Consider the following 17,105-nt stretch of genomic DNA (forward strand, 5'->3'; position numbering starts at 1 on the left):
GACTACAGCACCTCCGGAGCCAGCGAAATGATCTTCATGAACTTCTTGTCGCGAAGCTCGCGGCCGACCGGGCCGAAGATGCGGGTACCACGGGGGTCTCCGTCATTCTTCAAGATCACTGCAGCGTTCTCATCGAACTTGATGTAGGAACCGTCCTGGCGACGGCGTTCCTTCTTGGTGCGAACGATGACGGCCTTAACCACATCGCCCTTTTTGACGTTGCCGCCGGGAATTGCATCCTTGACGGTGGCAACAATGGTGTCGCCAATGCCTGCGTAGCGACGTCCGGATCCACCGAGAACACGGATGGTCAAGATTTCCTTGGCACCAGTGTTGTCGGCGACCTTAAGCCGCGACTCCTGCTGAATCACTTATAACTCCTGTCGTCGCGCCGGTTCTCAGAACTGAGCCTGGCGGAACGGATATGGGTGGACCCCGTAATACTGGTACTCAGCACTCCCCCGCTGGGGGCTGCGCCGCGGCGGACCGCGGCAACGTGCCGAACAAGATTATCGGGCTTTTGTCTCATACGGCGGTGAGGATGCCGCGCCCAAAACTGGACACACTTCCGCACCGCACAGACAAGATTTCAAGTTTATCGCGAAAGGGCCCCGGATGCGAAATCGGATGATAACGCGGCCGGGGCCCTGTCGCCGGTGGGCGGTTGCCGGCGAGCCTTTCCCTACTGGGAGCGGCTCACCGGCGGGCCGGCCGGATGTACTGCTTTAGTTACTTGGCCTTCTCGAGGATCTCGACCAGGCGCCACCGCTTTGTAGCGGAGAGCGGCCGGGTTTCGGCGATCAGCACGAGGTCTCCAACGCCGGCAGCATTCTGCTCGTCGTGGGCCTTGAGCTTCGAGGTGCGGCGAAGCACCTTTCCGTACAGGGCGTGCTTGACGCGGTCTTCAACCTGAACAACGATGGTTTTTTCCATCTTGTCAGAGACCACGTAGCCGCGTGCGGTCTTCCGGTACCCGCGGGCATCGGCTCCGTTTGCGTCAGTTGTCACTGCTGCCTCATTCTTGTTTTCACTCATTTGGCATCATCCTCAGCGACCTCGGCCGGAGCTTCAGACTCGGTAGCCTTCTTCTTGGACTTCTTCGCTGCCTTTGCAGGAGCTGCTTCCTCGACGGGAGCAACGACCTCGGGACGAATCCCCAGCTCGCGCTCACGCAGCACCGTGTAGATGCGTGCGATGTCGCGCTTCACTACGCGCAGACGGCCGTGGCTTTCCAGCTGACCGGTTGCGGACTGGAAGCGGAGGTTGAACAGTTCTTCCTTGGCCTTGCGAAGTTCCTCGACGAGACGGTCCTTATCGAAGCCATCCAGCTGCTTCGGTGCCAGTTCCTTTGAACCAATTGCCATTTCTATTCACCACCCTCGCGACGCACAATGCGTGCCTTCAACGGCAGCTTATGGATCGCCAGGCGCAGGGCCTCACGAGCTACCTCTTCACTTACACCGGAGATCTCAAAGAGAACCCGGCCCGGCTTGACGTTTGCAACCCACCACTCCGGAGAACCCTTACCGGAACCCATGCGGGTTTCGGCAGGCTTCTTCGTCAGCGGACGGTCCGGGTAGATGTTGATCCAGACCTTTCCGCCGCGCTTGATGTGGCGCGTCATGGCAATACGGGCAGCTTCAATCTGGCGGTTGGTGACATACGCAGGCGTCAAAGCCTGGATGCCCCACTCGCCGAAGCTGACTGCAGTGCCGCCGGTTGCAGCGCCGGAACGACCCGGGTGGTGCTGCTTACGGAACTTGACTCGACGTGGGATAAGCATTTAAGCCTGTCCTCCTTCTGCTGCGGGGGCAGCTGCCTCAGCGGCCGGAGCCTCTGCAACAGCAGGCGCGGCGGCCTTGTCGCCACGCTCGGGACGACGACGACGCTCGCCGCCGCGGTCTCCGCGGTCGGCCGGGCCGCGGCCCGGACGGTCGCTGGAGCGGCCGCGGGACGGTGCAGCAGCCTGCTGTGCAGCCAGTTCCTTAGCGGTGACGTCGCCCTTGTAGATCCAGACCTTCACGCCGATGCGGCCGAAGGTGGTCTTGGCTTCGAAGAAACCGTAATCGATCTGCGCGCGGAGGGTGTGCAGGGGCACACGGCCTTCGCGGTAGAACTCGGAACGGCTCATTTCAGCGCCGCCCAGACGACCGGAGCACTGGATACGGATACCCTTGGCGCCGGCACGCTGTGCGGACTGGATGGCCTTCTTCATCGCACGGCGGAAAGCCACGCGGGAAGAGAGCTGCTCAGCAACGCCCTGGGCAACAAGCTGAGCTTCCATCTCGGGGTTCTTGACCTCGAGGATGTTCAGCTGAACCTGCTTGCCCGTGAGCTTCTCCAGCTCGCCGCGGATGCGGTCTGCTTCGGCGCCGCGGCGGCCGATAACGATACCCGGGCGGGCCGTGTGGATATCCACGCGGACACGGTCGCGGGTGCGCTCGATCTCAACCTTGGCGATGCCGGCGCGGTCCATGCCCGTAGACATGAGCTGGCGGATCTTGATGTCCTCGCGGACGAAGTCCTTGTAGCGCTGGCCCGGCTTGTTGCTGTCAGCAAACCAGTGCGACACATGGTCAGTGGTAATGCCGAGTCGGAACCCGTGCGGGTTAACCTTCTGTCCCACTTAGCGTTCCTCCTCGATCTTGGGGGTTGCAACAACCACGGTGACGTGGCTGGTCCGCTTGTTGATGCGGTATGCGCGGCCCTGTGCACGGGGCTGGAACCGCTTCATGGTGGGCCCTTCGTCAACGAATGCATCGCTGATGAAGAGGTCACCCTCGTCGAAGGCCACGCCGTCACGGTCCGCGAGGACACGTGCGTTGGCCATGGCCGACTGAACTACCTTAAGTACCGGCTCCGATGCTGCCTGGGGGGCAAACTTCAGAATTGCCATTGCCTCATTCGCTTGCTTGCCACGAACAAGGTTGACGACGCGCCGGGCCTTCATAGGCGTTACGCGGATATGACGCGCAATTGCCTTGGCTTCCATTGCTTTCCTTCTCTCGTCTTCTGCCGAAAGAGCAGCGCCTAGCGGCGCTTGCCCTTGCGGTCGTCCTTCACATGGCCGCGGAATGTCCGCGTCAGGGCGAATTCGCCGAGCTTGTGCCCGACCATCGACTCCGTGACAAACACCGGAATGTGCTTACGTCCATCGTGTACGGCGATCGTGTGCCCGAGCATGTCGGGGATGATCATCGAACGACGGGACCACGTCTTGATGACGTTCTTGGTGCCCTTTTCGTTTTCGGCCGCTACCTTAAGGAACAGGTGCTGGTCGACGAAGGGGCCTTTCTTCAGGCTGCGTGGCATGTTTCCAGGCTCCTATCGCTTGTTCTTGCCGGAACGACGGCGACGCACAATGAGGTTGTCGCTCTCTTTATTGGGGCGGCGTGTGCGGCCTTCGCGCTTACCATTCGGGTTGACCGGGTGGCGTCCACCGGAGGTCTTACCTTCACCACCACCGTGCGGGTGGTCGACCGGGTTCATGGCGACACCGCGGACGGTCGGGCGTACGCCCTTCCAGCGCATACGGCCGGCCTTACCCCAGTTGATGTTGGACTGCTCGGCGTTGCCGACCTCGCCGATGGTGGCGCGGCAGCGCGCGTCGACGTTGCGGATTTCGCCGGAAGGCAGACGCAGCTGGGCGAAGCGGCCTTCCTTGGCAACAAGCTGAACCGATGCACCGGCGGAGCGGGCCATCTTGGCACCGCCGCCCGGACGCAGTTCAACGGCGTGGATGGTGGTACCCACGGGGATGTTGCGCAGGGGCAGGTTGTTGCCGGGCTTGATATCAGCGCCGGCGCCGGCCTCTACGTGGTCGCCCTGCTTGAGCTTGTTCGGGGCGATGATGTAACGCTTGGTGCCATCAACGTAGTGCAGCAGTGCAATGCGAGCGGTACGGTTCGGATCGTATTCGATCTCGGCAACGCGAGCGTCGACGCCGTCCTTGTCGTGGCGGCGGAAGTCGATCAGACGGTACTGACGCTTGTGTCCACCACCCTTGTGCCTGGTCGTGATCTTACCGGTGTTGTTACGTCCACCCTTTTTGGGCAGCGGGCGTACCAACGACTTTTCCGGCGTCGACCGCGTGATTTCGGTGAAGTCGGCGACACTCGAGCCGCGACGGCCCGGTGTAGTCGGCTTGTATTTACGGATTCCCATTATTTATTTCCTCGTTAAAGTGGTCTCCGCCCTAGCTGAGCGGACCGCCGAAGATGTCGATTGTGCCGTCTTTCAGGGTGACAATGGCGCGCTTGGTGTTCTTGCGCTGTCCCCATCCGAACTTGGTCCGCTTGCGCTTACCGGCACGATTGATGGTGTTGATCGAGTCGACCTTGACGGAGAAGATTTTCTCCACGGCCAGCTTGATCTCGGTCTTGTTGGAGCGGGGGTCGACCAGGAAGGTGTACTTACCTTCGTCGATCAGGCCGTAGCTCTTTTCCGAAACGACGGGTGCCAGCACCACGTCGCGAGGGTCCTTAGCGGTGGTCGCGCTCACTTGGCGTCCTCCTTGACAGTGTTCTTGCCGACGAACTCGTCGTAGGCAGCCTTGGTGAAGACCACGTCATCGGCAACAAGCACGTCGTAGGTGTTCAGCTGATCTACGTAGATCACGTGAACATCGGTGAGGTTGCGCACGGACAGTGCGGCAACATCATTGGCGCGCTCGATGACAACGAGCATGTTCTTGCGGTCGGAAAGTGAACGCAGCGAATCGCGTGCAGCCTTGGTCGACGGCGTTTCGCCGGCTACCAGGGTTTCCAGCACGTGGATGCGGCCGTTGCGTGCCCGGTCGGAGAGAGCCCCGCGCAGTGCGGCGGCAATCATCTTCTTGGGGGTGCGCTGGCTGTAGTCGCGGGGTGTCGGTCCGTGGACGACGCCACCACCGGTCATGTGAGGAGCACGGATGGAACCCTGACGGGCGCGGCCGGTACCCTTCTGCTTGAACGGCTTGCGGCCTGCACCGGAGACCTCTGCGCGGGTCTTCGTCTTGTGCGTACCTTGGCGGGCAGCTGCAAGCTGAGCAACTACTACCTGGTGCAGAAGAGGAACGTTCGTCTGAACGTCGAAGAGCGCTGCGGGGAATTCAACAGTGGTTTCGTTAGCCATGAGACTAAGCTCCCTTCACGGCGGTGCGTACGAGGACGACCTGGCCGCGGGCGCCGGGAACGGCACCCTTGATCAGCAGCAGCGACTTCTCGGCATCCACACCGTGAACCGTGAGGTTCATTGTGGTGTGGCGGACGGCGCCCATACGGCCAGCCATCCGCATACCCTTGAAGACGCGGCCCGGGGTGGATGCGCCACCAATGGAACCGGGCTTACGGTGGTTCTTGTGTGCACCGTGGGAGGCACCGACGCCGTGGAAGCCGTGACGCTTCATGACACCGGCGAAGCCCTTGCCCTTGGAGGTTCCGGTGACGTCGACCTTCTGGCCGGCTTCGAAAATCTCAACAGAGAGTTCCTGGCCCAGCTCGTAGGTGTCGGCGTCAGAGGTGCGCAGTTCGACAACGTGACGGCGAGGCGTAACGCCTGCCTTTTCAAAGTGGCCGGCCAGCGGCTTGGTCACCTTGCGCGGGTCGATCTGGCCGTAGCCGATCTGAACGGCCGTGTAGCCGTCCCTTTCCGCGTTGCGCAGCTGTGTAATGACGTTCGAGTCAGCCTGAACGACGGTGACGGGGATGAGCTTGTTGTTCTCGTCCCAGACCTGGGTCATGCCCAGCTTGGTGCCCAGAAGGCCCTTGACCTGGCGTGTAAGTGAAGTAGACATAAGTATCCGCTCCCCCCCTACAGCTTGATTTCGATGTTCACGTCTGCCGGCAGGTCGAGACGCATGAGCGAATCAACGGCCTTAGGCGTGGGGTCAATGATGTCGATCAGACGCTTGTGCGTGCGCATTTCAAAGTGCTCGCGGCTGTCCTTGTACTTGTGCGGCGAACGGATAACGCAGTACACGTTCTTTTCCGTGGGCAGCGGCACGGGGCCTACTACCGTTGCGCCTGCACGCGTGACCGTCTCAACGATCTTCCGTGCTGATACGTCGATGACCTCGTGGTCATACGACTTCAGCCGGATGCGGATTTTTTGTCCCGCCATGGCGTCGTGCCTCTTTCTTCGAGTATTGCTCTCTGTACAGTTTTTGTACCTAGCTGCCTTTACGGCCTGGCACTCCTCCAACAGACTGAATCCGGATAAATCCGGGTTCCTCACCCTGCCGAGGCTCCGACCCCCGCGCTCGGGCGTGTCGCGGATTCTTCATCTGCGAGACCCAGGGCAAGATTGGGGGCGGGTTATATATGGGCTTTTCCCCTGAAGGACTCGACCCTGCGTCAGGCATTATCCTGACCGGGACGACATCTCATCATGTGCTGCCTGCCGGTTGAACCGGCCGAACGAGCATATGTGGGCACAAAAGCGCTTGAACAACTTCTCCAGTCTGCCAGAATCACGGCGATTCCGCCAATCCGGCGGCCGCCTGCGACTGGCTGGCCGCGATGCTCCGCGGCGCCTGCAGCATGTTCCGTTGTTCAAAGTTTCCGGCAATTCATCGATCACGCAATGATCGGTTCAGCAATCACCGGCAAGTCAACGGTCTCCAGTCTAGCGCAGCGCCCGACCCACGGAAAACCGCGGGATCCGCGCGGCGCCCCGGCTCCTAGGGCCTGTCTCCGCGGTTGGACCGTCGAATGCGCTTGGCACGGTCGATCTCGCGGCGGAAATGCCGCCTGCCCCACGCAACGGTGCCGACAACGGCCACGACCACAGCGAGAATAATCAATAATTCCATCTGTCGATAATAGACCAGCCGGCCGGCGCCCTAGCTTCCGGTCTCCCCGGCGGCGTCGGCGCGTACGCGGGTCAGGCGCCAAACCGCCAGCGCGATCAGTGCCGCCGCGAGCAGTGCCAGGAGCAGGAACGTGTAGCCGCGCAGGTACCAGAGCACCGCCAGGGCCACGCCCGCTGCTCCCCACACAGTGAACAGGCGCCTGTTGGTCAGGACGCCGAACCCCAAAAGCCCGGCATGGGCCACCAGCGCCCACACCTGCTCGGTGGCATCTGCGCTGACAATGCTGCTGACACCCGTGCAGGAAAGCAGCCCAGCCGACGCGGCCAGGACGGCAGTGCCGCGCTGCCCGCGGCCCCGCCGGTACTCGTAGGCGGCAAGGGCGGCCAGGACCACCACCCAGTACTGCAGGAACCAGAACCAACCGGCGCCGTCGACGGCGTACCAAATGATCCGCTGAACGGACAGCGCGGCCACCAGCGCTGCGGCTTCTCCGGCCGTCTCCCGCCACGCCCGCGGAAACTCCCGCACCGCAGCTGCCAGGGCGGCGGCGAGGACCACCGATCCGTACACGGCTGAAACATGTTCGGACGGCATGGCGGAGATGCCGGCTCCCGCGGCAATGATGGCGGCTCCCGAGCCGAGGATGCCCTGGCGGAGCACAGTGCCGGCGGTCCGCGGCAGGACGGACAGCACGTATCCCGCCGCATAGAGAAGCAGTGCGGCCGCGAATCCGGACGACAGCCGGGCGGCTGCGTCGTGTGGCGCAGTCGCGAGCACGTCCCGGACGAGCCAGGACTGGATGATGAAGGCTGCAACGGGAACCAGGACCACGGTCACGGCGGTCAGCCATGGAAGCCTCCGGGTAAAGGAGACGACCAGGAAGCCCGCGGCAGGCAACAGGATGCCCAGCCCCGTCAGCAGCCTGTTCCCGTTCAACCCGGCCAGGGACAATGCCAGCGCGCAGTACAGCGCCCCGCCGGCAAGCAGCGGATTGCGGACGGCGGCGCCGATGGCGCTGCGGGTGTCCGCGGCCAGGGCAACCGCGGCGAACACCAGCAAAAGAACACAGGCAGCGGCCAGGCTCAGCGGTGCCGGTACCTCCGAGGACCCGTTGAGGGGGGTTCCGGAGTCGCCGAAGCCAAACACGCTTGTCAGGACGACCGGCAGCATGCCCAGCGCATAAACGGCGGAATACAGGATTGCGGCGTCCCGGTCCGCCACGCTGACCGTCGCCGCCATACCCAGCAGCAGGGACAGGGTTATCACGACGACGCAGCGCCGGGCATCGCCGTCGGCGGCAGCGGCATATATCAGGGGCAGCAGCGCCAGCACCCCCGCGCTCCCCCAGAGCGCAGCCCTGCCCAGCTGCCGCAACCCCGCGCCGGCATACCGGCCCTGCAGCAATGTCCGCACAACCTGCTGCCCGGCCACGGAGACGGCCACCGCAATAAACGTGCCGTGGACGGTCAACTCCAGGTCCGCCGCCACCAGGGCTGTCAGGATTGTCAGCAGGACCTGCCCCGCCAGCAGATAACCGCCGCGGCAGCCGGCCCGGGCACCGCGGACCACCATGAAGCCGCAGTATCCCAGCGCAGCCGCCGTGAGCGTCTCATAGCCGCGGATCCCGAGCAGGCCGGCGCCGACCACGCCGGCAGCGGCAAAACCTGTTGGACCACTCCACTGCAGCCAGGATTTCTCCGGGACGAACCGTCCCAGAACCAGCGTCGTCAGCACATTGGCTGCCAGCGCCGCGAACAACGCCCCCACCGTCAAGGTGGTTTGCGGAGCTTCCGCCAGCCGCAGCCAGACCGTCAGCGCTGTCACCAGTGCTGCGGCCGCCGCCAGCGAACCGTTCGGGAACGGCACCGGCCTGCCTGCGGCCCTTCGCCCCACCACCGACATCTGGATGAACAGTGCGCTGCCGGCCGCTATGGCCAGGAGCAGAGGCTGCATCCAGGGCAGCGGACGGGCTGCCAGCGCCTCGTAGGCCAGCGGGAGGAGCACCAGCACGCCGGTGCTTCCCCACTGGGCCGTGGTTACCAGCTGCCCCATACCCGCTCCGGCGAACCGGTCCTGCAGGAGGATGCGCAGCACCTGTTGCAGAGCCACCGAGAGAGCTGCGGCAACAAACATTTCATGCACCGTGAAGTCCAGGTCCGCCGCCGCCAGGGCCAGCAGGATGGTCAGCAGCACCTGCCCGGCCAGCAAGTAGCCGCCCCGGCGGCCAACCCGTGCCAGGCGCACCGCCATGAGCCCGCTGTAGGCCAGCGCGGCACCGGTCACGACTTCGTAGCCGCGCACGCCCAGCACGCCGGCGCCCACGAGGGCAGCCGCGGCGAAGCCGGCCGGGCCCATCCATTCCAGCCAGGACCGTTCCTCAAAGAACCGGCGCAGCACCAGGGAAGTCACCGCATTTACCGACAGGGCGGAGAACAGGACCCACAGCGTCAGCGTGATCTCCGGGTGCTCCGTAAACCGCAGCCACAGCGCCAGCAGCGCCGCCAACCCGGCCGCCGCAGCCATCACCGGAACTTCCCGGCGGGTGGATGGTGCCGTGCCAGCGGGCGCTGCGCGGTTCAGCAGGAACACGGAAAGGAGCTGGTTGAGCATCACGGCGGCACCCGTCCAGAGCAGAGACCGTGTCCAGGCTTCCCGGGCACCCGCTCCTGCGGTTTCCAGGACCGCCATCGAACCCACGGCAACCAGCACGACCGCTGTTCCCCGTACCCACAGCAGCAGGTCCTCCTTCGCCGGACCGGAACTGCGCCCTGCTCGGACGCTGTAATAGCCGGTCAGCAGCACACCCAGGACAACCGCCGGCCACAGCGTGCCCGTCTCTCCGTTGAGCCGGGCCAGGAATCCCAGCAGGGCTGCACCGGCCGGAGCGGCGTTCGGGATAACCGTGATCCTCGATGCCCCGGCCATGCACGTCAGCAGCACCATCACGGCAGTTGCGGTGAACAGGATCGCACTGGTGCTGCCTCCCGGCAGCAGCCCCGCCGCGGACTGGCCTGCGGCGAGTCCGGCCAGTATCTGCAGCACGCTCACGAGCACATAGTCAGTGACAAAAAACCGTTTGCCGCCCAGCGCCGAATATCGGCGGCGCAGGGCCAGCAGGCCGGCGGCCTGCACGAGCAGGAGCAGCGATGAGGCGAGAACGGCTGCCGCGGTGTCGTCGGTCATCTTGTAGGCGAGAACCGTCAGGCCGGCTGTGGCCGCAGCCCGAAAGCCGTAGCTGCTGAGCAGCCGTTCCTTGCGGCGGGCCTGCAGAAAGACCACGGCGTAGTAGCAGGAGAAGGCCAGGAAGAGAAGGGAGAACTGCCAGCCGCCCAGTTCCACGGCTGTCAGAAGGGCTACCCCCGCCGTCGCCGGGACCAGAAAGCGGTGAGACTGGATAAAGGCGTTCAGATAGATGTTTCCGAGCCATGCGGGGCGGCGCAAGGCCACCAGCGACACGGCGGTGGCCAGGAGGACGGTAAACAGGAAATACCACATGATCCCGGACCGAATGGAGGCCCCGGACGCAAGCGCCGTGGAGAGCAGGAACGTCATGGAGAGGTAGGCCACCACCCGGCTGTCCAGCCGGGCCGCAGCATAGGCGTAGGCCGCGGTGCCCACCACTGACGTCACCAGCCATGCCGAGGGTGCATCGCGAAGTACGAGGTTGTGCAGGGCCAGCCCGACCACCGGGATGAGGGCCAGTCCGGTACCGGTAAAGGCAACGGCAGCAGGACGCAGCCGCCGGCTCCGGGCATGGACCACCAGCCCGCCGGCGTAGAACAGGCCCGCCACCACGGTAACGCCGGCGAACCGGGCACCCTCCGGGATGGCCAGCCCAATGAACAGCGACGCCGCGGCAACGAGCAGCAGGCAGGCGGCGTACAGCGTGATGTTGATGTTCCGCAGGTCCCGGCGTCGTTTGCGGGCCTCCTCCACAGCCGCCCGCTTGGCCAGTTCCTCCGCCGACGGCGGCTGAACCGGTGCGGGCCCGGCCGGCGGGACAGGGGCCGGGACGGGCGGCCCGGCGTTCTCCTCGAACCAGGCGCCGTCCGGCGCTGCAAGTCCGGGCAGCGGCGGGGTCGACGGCGGGGCGTCAGAAACCGGCGCCTGCGGCGGGGCGGCAAAGGATGACGGGGCCGCAAAGGATGACGGGGCGGTCACCGGTGCCGGGACGGTCAACGGTGCCGGGACGCCGAACGGTGTCGGAGCATTCTCCCGCTGCCCTGTACCCGCCGCAGCCGCAGCCGCAGCACTGCGGTAGCCGGCCCGGAACCCGTCGTCATATGCCCGGGAAACGGCGTCGGACGCGGCCGCGGGGTCGGCGGTTGCGGGGGCCGCTGCAGATTTCCGCGGCGAGACGGCACCGCGGGAGAACCAGCCGATGGCGAATCCGATGCCAGTCAATATGAGCACCACCGCCAATAAGAATGTGCCCATAGCTTGAGAACCCCCCGGTAACCGACTGCTTATTCCACATCCTAGGGGCGGCAGGAGAATTTCACGGGGTCCGGCTCACACTGTGGACAGACGGCGACCTGGGCAGACGGCCGCCGCGACCGGGCCGGAAATGCAAGAAGTCCCCGCTGCCAGTGGCAGCGGGGACTTCTTTTCAGTTCGTGACCGGCCGCTGGGGCCGGCAACTCACCGAAGAGTCAGCAAGTAAGGAAATTACTTGATGATCTTGGTGACACGGCCTGAACCAACGGTGCGGCCGCCTTCGCGGATAGCGAAGCCGAGGCCTTCTTCCATGGCGATGGGCTGGATGAGCTCTACGGTCATCTCAGTGTTATCGCCGGGCATAACCATTTCCGTGCCTTCCGGCAGGGTGATAACGCCGGTTACGTCCGTGGTGCGGAAGTAGAACTGCGGGCGGTAGTTCGAGTAGAACGGGTTGTGGCGTCCGCCTTCATCCTTGGACAGGATGTAGACGTTGGCTTCGAAGTCGGTGTGCGGGGTAATGGAACCCGGCTTCACGATGACCTGTCCACGCTCTACGTCTTCGCGCTTGATACCGCGAAGCAGGAGGCCACAGTTCTCGCCGGCCCATGCTTCATCAAGCTGCTTGTGGAACATCTCGATACCGGTAACCGTGGTCTTCTGGACCGGACGGATGCCGACAATCTCGACCTCGGAGTTGATGGCGAGGGTACCGCGCTCGGCGCGGCCCGTGACAACGGTTCCACGACCGGTGATCGTGAAGACGTCCTCGATCGGCATCAGGAACGGCTTGTCCTTGTCGCGGATCGGGTCCGGAACGCTCTCGTCAACGGCTTCCATGAGCTCTTCGACGGCTGCAACCCACTTGGGGTCGCCTTCGAGAGCCTTGAGGCCGGAGACGCGCACGACGGGAACGTTGTCGCCGTCGAATTCCTGGGAGCTCAGCAGTTCGCGAACTTCCATTTCAACGAGGTCCAGAAGTTCCTCATCGTCGACCATGTCGGACTTGTTCAGTGCGACCAGCAGGTAGGGAACACCAACCTGGCGGGCGAGCAGAACGTGCTCGCGGGTCTGTGCCATCGGGCCGTCGGTAGCGGCAACCACGAGGATCGCGCCGTCCATCTGAGCTGCACCGGTGATCATGTTCTTGATGTAGTCAGCGTGACCGGGGGCGTCTACGTGTGCGTAGTGGCGCTTCTCGGTCTGGTACTCGATGTGAGAGATGTTGATGGTGATGCCGCGCTGGCGCTCTTCAGGTGCAGAGTCGATAGCAGCGAAATCGCGCTTTTCATTCAGATCAGGGTACTTGTCAGCAAGTACCTTCGAAATGGCAGCGGTCAACGTCGTCTTACCATGGTCAACGTGACCAATGGTGCCGATGTTGACGTGCGGCTTAGTCCGCTCGAACTTTGCCTTCGCCACGGGTTCCTCCTAGAAAGGTTGAAGACTCAATCTTCAACAGCGCTTCTCGCTGCTGAAACTGATGTAAGTCTACTGGGGGCTGTTTATTTGATGAAATTGCCGTATTTCCGCAGCAGCCTGGCGAGGCCGCTCAGTCTGGCTATGCAGCGGGCTTCCGGCCGGAGCCTTGGCCCGCTGCACACGGCTGGTGTTCCGAGATTTCCCGGAACACCAACCAGGGTTTTATTCGCCGCGCACCTTCTGGATGATCTCGTCGGCTACTGCCTTCGGGACCTCTGCGTAGCTGTTGAACGACATGGAGTACACGGCGCGGCCCTGCGTCTTTGAACGCAGGTCGCCGATGTACCCGAACATGCCGGACAGCGGCACGTGGGCGCGGATGACCTTGACGCCTGCGGCGTCTTCCATGGACTGCATCTGGCCGCGGCGGGAGTTGATGTCACCGATAACTTCACCCATGTATTCCTCAGGGGTGCGGACTTCAACATCCATCAGCGGTTCGAGCAGGACAGGGTTCGCCAGGCGGGCGGCTTCCTTGAAAGCCTGTCGTCCGGCGATCTTGAACGCCATTTCCGAGGAGTCAACATCGTGGTAGGCGCCGTCAAGCAGGCTTGCCTTGATGCCGACCACGGGGTAACCGGCGAGCACACCCTCGGTGAGGGCGCTCTGGATACCCTGGTCAACGGAGGGGATGTATTCGCGCGGAATACGGCCACCGGTGACCTTGTTGGCGAACTCGTAGAATACGCCTTCCGACGTATCCAGCGGCTCGAGAGCGATCTGGACCTTTGCGAACTGGCCCGAACCACCGGTCTGCTTCTTGTGCGTGTAGTCATGCTTGGCCACAGCGCGCTTGATGGTTTCGCGGTAAGCAACCTGGGGCTTGCCCACGTTTGCTTCGACGCGGAATTCGCGGCGCATGCGGTCAACCAGGATGTCCAGGTGCAGCTCGCCCATACCGGCGATGATCGTCTGGTTGGTGTCTTCGTCGAGGGAGACCTGGAAGGTCGGGTCCTCTTCGGAGAGCTTCTGGATGGCCGTGGAAAGCTTCTCCTGGTCACCCTTCGTCTTCGGCTCGATGGCCACGGAAATCACGGGCTCCGGGAAGCTCATGGATTCCAGCACGATCGGGTTCTGAAGGTCGCACAGGGTGTCGCCCGTGGTGGTGTCCTTCAGGCCGATGGCGGCGTAGATGTGGCCCGTCGTGATCTCGTCAACAGGGTTTTCCTTGTTGGCGTGCATCTGGAAGAGCTTACCGATGCGCTCCTTCTTCTGCTTGGTCGCATTCATGACCTGAGCACCGGAAGCAGCGTGACCGGAGTACACGCGGATGTAGGTCAGACGCCCGAAGAACGGGTGCGTCACAACCTTGAACGCCAGGGCCGAGAACGGAGCGTTGGCATCAGCGGCGCGTTCGAGAATGATCTCTTCGTCGCGGATGTCGTGGCCCTTGATGTTCGGCACGTCAAGCGGGTTCGGCAGGTAGGCGACGACGGCGTCAAGCATCGGCTGTACGCCGCGGTTCTTGAACGCCGAGCCGCAAAGCACCGGGTAGACCAGCGAGTTGATGGTCAGGTGGCGGATGCCGGCCTTGATTTCCTCGAGGGTGAATTCTTCACCTTCGAGGTACTTGTCCATCAGCTCGTCGCTGGCCTCGGCCACAGCCTCGATCAGCGCAGCGCGGTATTCTTCTGCCTTTTCCTGAAGATCGGCCGGGATGGGCTCGATCTCGTACTTGGCGCCCATGAGCACATCGCCCTTGGAGTCGCCGCGCCAGGTCAGGGCACGCATTTCGACGAGGTCGACAACGCCCTCAAACTCGTTCTCGGCACCGATGGGCAGCTGGATAACCAGCGGCTTGGCACCAAGGCGGTTGATGATGGTGTCAACGGTGAAGTAGAAGTCAGCGCCGAGCTTGTCCATCTTGTTGACGAAGCAGATGCGCGGGACGTTGTACTTGTCGGCCTGGCGCCAGACAGTCTCGGACTGCGGCTCCACGCCTTCCTTGCCGTCGAAAACGGCTACGGCGCCGTCGAGCACGCGCAGGGACCGCTCAACTTCGACAGTGAAGTCAACGTGACCCGGGGTGTCGATGATGTTGATCTGGTTGTTGTCCCAGTAGCACGTGGTTGCTGCGGAGGTAATGGTGATACCCCGCTCCTGCTCCTGTGCCATCCAGTCCATCGTGGAGGCGCCGTCGTGCGTCTCGCCGATCTTGTGGTTGACACCGGTGTAGAACAGGATGCGTTCGGTGGTGGTGGTCTTGCCGGCATCAATGTGGGCCATGATGCCGATGTTGCGGACCTTGTTCAGGTCGGTAAGCACGTCAAGTGCCACGGTTTCTCCCTTATTTGGTGTTTGCCGGTTCGACTGCGTTTATCTGCTTTGGGCCCTGCACCCCGCCGCAGCGGGATACAGGGCCTTCAGGAGTGGCCGCCGTCGGCCAGGCTTTTTACCAGCGGTAGTGAGCGAAGGCCTTGTTGGATTCAGCCATCTTGTGGGTGTCTTCGCGGCGCTTCACTGCAGCACCGAGACCGTTGGACGCATCCAGGATCTCGTTGCGCAGACGCTCGGTCATGGTCTTCTCGCGGCGGGCCTTGGAGTAGCCAACCAGCCAGCGCAGTGCCAGTGCAGTTGCACGGCCCGGCTTGACCTCGACGGGAACCTGGTAGGTGGCACCGCCGACGCGGCGGGACTTGACCTCAAGGCTCGGCTTGATGTTGTCCATGGCCTTCTTCAGGGCTGCAACGGGGTCTCCCCCGGTCTTCTCCTGAGCGCCTGCAAGTGCACCGTAAACGATGCGCTCTGCGGTGGACTTCTTGCCGTCAACGAGAACCTTGTTGATCAGCTGAGTGACCAGAGGGGAGCCGTAAACGGGATCCAGTACTAGCGGCCGCTTGGGGGCCGGACCCTTGCGGGGCATATTACTTCTTCTCCATCTTCGCGCCGTAACGGCTGCGAGCCTGCTTGCGGTTCTTGACACCCTGGGTGTCCAGTGCGCCACGAACAATCTTGTAACGAACACCGGGCAGGTCCTTCACTCGACCGCCGCGAACGAGGACGATGGAGTGTTCCTGCAGGTTGTGACCTACACCGGGAATGTAAGCGGTTACTTCAATGCCGCCGTTGAGGCGCACGCGGGCAACCTTACGGAGCGCAGAGTTCGGCTTCTTCGGGGTGGTGGTGTAAACGCGGGTGCAAACACCACGGCGCATGGGGCTTCCCTGAAGGGCGGGAGCCTTGGTCTTGGAGACCTTGGGTGACCGGCCCTTGCGGACCAGCTGCTGAATCGTAGGCACTTTCGTGTTCTCCGTTTTTTCTCGAGAGTGTAATTCTCTTGGTTGCTCCGCCCCGCTGTCAGCTGTCGGAACAGCCGAGGCGATGCGCTTTAAGTCGTCGTTGCCGCAATGCCCCCGAGAAGTTCCGATACTCTCGCGGAAGCGACCGTAGGCGTGCAAAAGTGTGGCATTCGTTGCACAGGAACCCTGCAACCCGGAAACAGGCCCGCCGCACCAGGATCCCGAGGGGATTCCGTGAGCGTCCTTCATCCACTGCCACACAAACAATTGATTACCAGTCTAGCAGACTTAAGCCTTGCGTCCCGCAGGTGCGCCCTAAGTCACTTTCGGCCCCGGGAGGGCCGGCGGGCTTCAGGCCCAGCCGCGGGCGGCAAGTGCGGCGGTAATCTTCTCCGAGGCCTCTTGGAGGGCCGGCAGCACTGACGCAACAGCTTCTTCCAGCGTACCTTCCCCGGCGCCCAGGGTTGCCTGCATGGAGGTGTTGATTGCGGCCACCACCTCTCCCCCGGCTCCGCGGACCGGAACGGCAACGGACCGCAGCCCGGATTCCAGTTCCTGGTCAACCACGGCCCACCCGGCTTCCCGAACCCGGCGCACCTCGTCCCCAAGGGCTCCGGGGTCCGTGACAGTACGGTCCGTGAACGGTTCCAGCCGCACCTCGGCCAGGTACTTCTCGAGTGCCGGTTCCGAAAGACCCGCCAGCAGGACACGGCCCATGGACGTGGCATAGGCCGGGAACCGGGTGCCGACGGCGATGCCCACCCGCATCAGGCGGCGGGTGTGGATGCGGGCCACATAGACGATCTCCTCACCGTCCAGGATGGACGCCGAGGTCGACTCGGAGACCTTGCGGGAGAGATCCTCGAGCAGCGGCTGGGCCAGCTGCGGCAGGGTCTGGCCTGAGAGGTAGGAGTAACCCAGGGCCAGCACCAGGGCGGTGAGCTCGAAGTTCCGTCCATCGGTGCGCACGTAGCCGAGTTCCTCGAGCGTCAGCAGAAACCGGCGGGCCGTGGCGCGGGTCAGTCCGGTGCGGCGTGAGACCTCGCTCAGGGTCATCCGGACGTGTTCGGCGTCGAAGGCCCGGATGACGCTGAGCCCGCGGGCCAGCGACTGCACATACTGGCCGGTGGGGGCCGGAGTCTCGGTCATATCTCCCT

At 63.5% G+C, this 17,105-nt stretch carries 18 protein-coding genes; all 18 read right to left on the reverse strand.

Features of this window, described 5'->3' with window-relative positions; genetic code table 11:
- Positions 1-2 precede the first annotated feature (2 nt).
- The 18 genes from rplN to QNO08_RS13940 all read right to left on the reverse strand — a co-directional run bounded on the left by rplN (position 3) and on the right by QNO08_RS13940 (position 17,097).
- Entirely contained in the window at positions 3-371 is a 369-nt protein-coding gene (gene rplN, locus QNO08_RS13855; RefSeq protein WP_055239356.1) for a 50S ribosomal protein L14, read from the reverse strand.
- A 358-nt stretch (positions 372-729) separates the two neighbouring features.
- On the reverse strand, positions 730-1,035 hold the full coding sequence (gene rpsQ, locus QNO08_RS13860) for a 30S ribosomal protein S17 (protein ID WP_229964891.1): 306 nt from the start codon (positions 1,033-1,035) through the stop codon (positions 730-732).
- The gene (rpmC, locus tag QNO08_RS13865) at positions 1,032-1,364 is read right to left on the reverse strand and encodes a 50S ribosomal protein L29 (protein WP_229964890.1); all 333 of its coding nucleotides are present in this window, start codon (positions 1,362-1,364) and stop codon (positions 1,032-1,034) included. The genes rpsQ and rpmC overlap by 4 nt, the downstream gene beginning before the upstream one ends.
- Positions 1,365-1,366: 2 nt before the next feature.
- Positions 1,367-1,783, reverse strand: coding sequence for a 50S ribosomal protein L16 (gene rplP / locus QNO08_RS13870; protein WP_229964889.1), 417 nt, complete (start codon positions 1,781-1,783; stop codon positions 1,367-1,369).
- Entirely contained in the window at positions 1,784-2,626 is an 843-nt protein-coding gene (gene rpsC, locus QNO08_RS13875; RefSeq protein ID WP_229964888.1) for a 30S ribosomal protein S3, read from the reverse strand.
- The gene (gene rplV, locus QNO08_RS13880) at positions 2,627-2,992 is read right to left on the reverse strand and encodes a 50S ribosomal protein L22 (protein WP_229964887.1); all 366 of its coding nucleotides are present in this window, start codon (positions 2,990-2,992) and stop codon (positions 2,627-2,629) included.
- A gap of 38 nt (positions 2,993-3,030) precedes the next feature.
- Positions 3,031-3,312 (reverse strand): 30S ribosomal protein S19, encoded by a 282-nt coding sequence (rpsS, locus tag QNO08_RS13885; protein WP_104052734.1) that lies wholly within the window; start codon positions 3,310-3,312, stop codon positions 3,031-3,033.
- A gap of 12 nt (positions 3,313-3,324) precedes the next feature.
- Positions 3,325-4,164 carry a 50S ribosomal protein L2 gene (gene rplB / locus QNO08_RS13890; RefSeq protein ID WP_152219783.1) on the reverse strand — a complete coding sequence of 280 codons (840 nt, stop codon included), beginning with the start codon at positions 4,162-4,164 and terminating at the stop codon, positions 3,325-3,327.
- 31 nt (positions 4,165-4,195) lie between these two features.
- A complete protein-coding gene (gene rplW / locus QNO08_RS13895; protein WP_104052736.1) occupies positions 4,196-4,501 on the reverse strand; it encodes a 50S ribosomal protein L23 in 306 nt (101 codons plus the stop codon).
- The gene (gene rplD / locus QNO08_RS13900; RefSeq protein WP_229964886.1) at positions 4,498-5,112 is read right to left on the reverse strand and encodes a 50S ribosomal protein L4; all 615 of its coding nucleotides are present in this window, start codon (positions 5,110-5,112) and stop codon (positions 4,498-4,500) included. Before rplD ends, rplW begins: the two co-directional genes overlap by 4 nt.
- A 4-nt stretch (positions 5,113-5,116) precedes the next feature.
- Positions 5,117-5,773, reverse strand: coding sequence for a 50S ribosomal protein L3 (gene rplC / locus QNO08_RS13905; RefSeq protein ID WP_229964885.1), 657 nt, complete (start codon positions 5,771-5,773; stop codon positions 5,117-5,119).
- A 17-nt stretch (positions 5,774-5,790) separates the two neighbouring features.
- Entirely contained in the window at positions 5,791-6,099 is a 309-nt protein-coding gene (gene rpsJ, locus QNO08_RS13910; protein ID WP_003803825.1) for a 30S ribosomal protein S10, read from the reverse strand.
- A 721-nt stretch (positions 6,100-6,820) separates the two neighbouring features.
- Positions 6,821-11,194, reverse strand: a complete 4,374-nt coding sequence (locus QNO08_RS13915) for a hypothetical protein (protein ID WP_229964884.1) — start codon at positions 11,192-11,194, stop codon at positions 6,821-6,823.
- Between the two features lie 264 nt (positions 11,195-11,458).
- Positions 11,459-12,649: an elongation factor Tu gene (gene tuf / locus QNO08_RS13920; RefSeq protein ID WP_229964883.1), complete on the reverse strand. Its 1,191-nt coding sequence runs from the start codon at positions 12,647-12,649 to the stop codon at positions 11,459-11,461.
- Between the two features lie 222 nt (positions 12,650-12,871).
- Positions 12,872-14,986, reverse strand: coding sequence for an elongation factor G (gene fusA / locus QNO08_RS13925; protein ID WP_229964882.1), 2,115 nt, complete (start codon positions 14,984-14,986; stop codon positions 12,872-12,874).
- 115 nt (positions 14,987-15,101) lie between these two features.
- Positions 15,102-15,572 (reverse strand): 30S ribosomal protein S7, encoded by a 471-nt coding sequence (gene rpsG / locus QNO08_RS13930; RefSeq protein WP_104052741.1) that lies wholly within the window; start codon positions 15,570-15,572, stop codon positions 15,102-15,104.
- A 1-nt stretch (position 15,573) separates the two neighbouring features.
- Entirely contained in the window at positions 15,574-15,948 is a 375-nt protein-coding gene (gene rpsL, locus QNO08_RS13935) for a 30S ribosomal protein S12 (RefSeq protein WP_104052742.1), read from the reverse strand.
- 351 nt (positions 15,949-16,299) lie between these two features.
- A complete protein-coding gene (locus QNO08_RS13940) occupies positions 16,300-17,097 on the reverse strand; it encodes an IclR family transcriptional regulator domain-containing protein (RefSeq protein WP_229964881.1) in 798 nt (265 codons plus the stop codon).
- Positions 17,098-17,105 lie beyond the last annotated feature (8 nt).

The sequence above is a fragment of the Arthrobacter sp. zg-Y820 genome (genome assembly GCF_030142155.1).
Lineage (GTDB): Bacteria > Actinomycetota > Actinomycetes > Actinomycetales > Micrococcaceae > Arthrobacter_B.

Bases quoted from the DNA above. Each gene is read 5' to 3' on its own strand.
- rpmC (WP_229964890.1), bottom strand. From the start codon at position 1,364: ATGGCAATTGGTTCAAAGGAACTGGCACCGAAGCAGCTGGATGGCTTC.
- QNO08_RS13940 (WP_229964881.1), bottom strand. From the start codon at position 17,097: ATGACCGAGACTCCGGCCCCCACCGGCCAGTATGTGCAGTCGCTGGCC.
- rpsJ (WP_003803825.1), bottom strand. From the start codon at position 6,099: ATGGCGGGACAAAAAATCCGCATCCGGCTGAAGTCGTATGACCACGAG.
- rplC (WP_229964885.1), bottom strand. From the start codon at position 5,773: ATGTCTACTTCACTTACACGCCAGGTCAAGGGCCTTCTGGGCACCAAG.
- rplV (WP_229964887.1), bottom strand. From the start codon at position 2,992: ATGGAAGCCAAGGCAATTGCGCGTCATATCCGCGTAACGCCTATGAAG.
- rplD (WP_229964886.1), bottom strand. From the start codon at position 5,112: ATGGCTAACGAAACCACTGTTGAATTCCCCGCAGCGCTCTTCGACGTT.
- rplB (WP_152219783.1), bottom strand. From the start codon at position 4,164: ATGGGAATCCGTAAATACAAGCCGACTACACCGGGCCGTCGCGGCTCG.
- rpsG (WP_104052741.1), bottom strand. From the start codon at position 15,572: ATGCCCCGCAAGGGTCCGGCCCCCAAGCGGCCGCTAGTACTGGATCCC.
- rpsS (WP_104052734.1), bottom strand. From the start codon at position 3,312: ATGCCACGCAGCCTGAAGAAAGGCCCCTTCGTCGACCAGCACCTGTTC.
- rpsQ (WP_229964891.1), bottom strand. From the start codon at position 1,035: ATGAGTGAAAACAAGAATGAGGCAGCAGTGACAACTGACGCAAACGGA.
- rplP (WP_229964889.1), bottom strand. From the start codon at position 1,783: ATGCTTATCCCACGTCGAGTCAAGTTCCGTAAGCAGCACCACCCGGGT.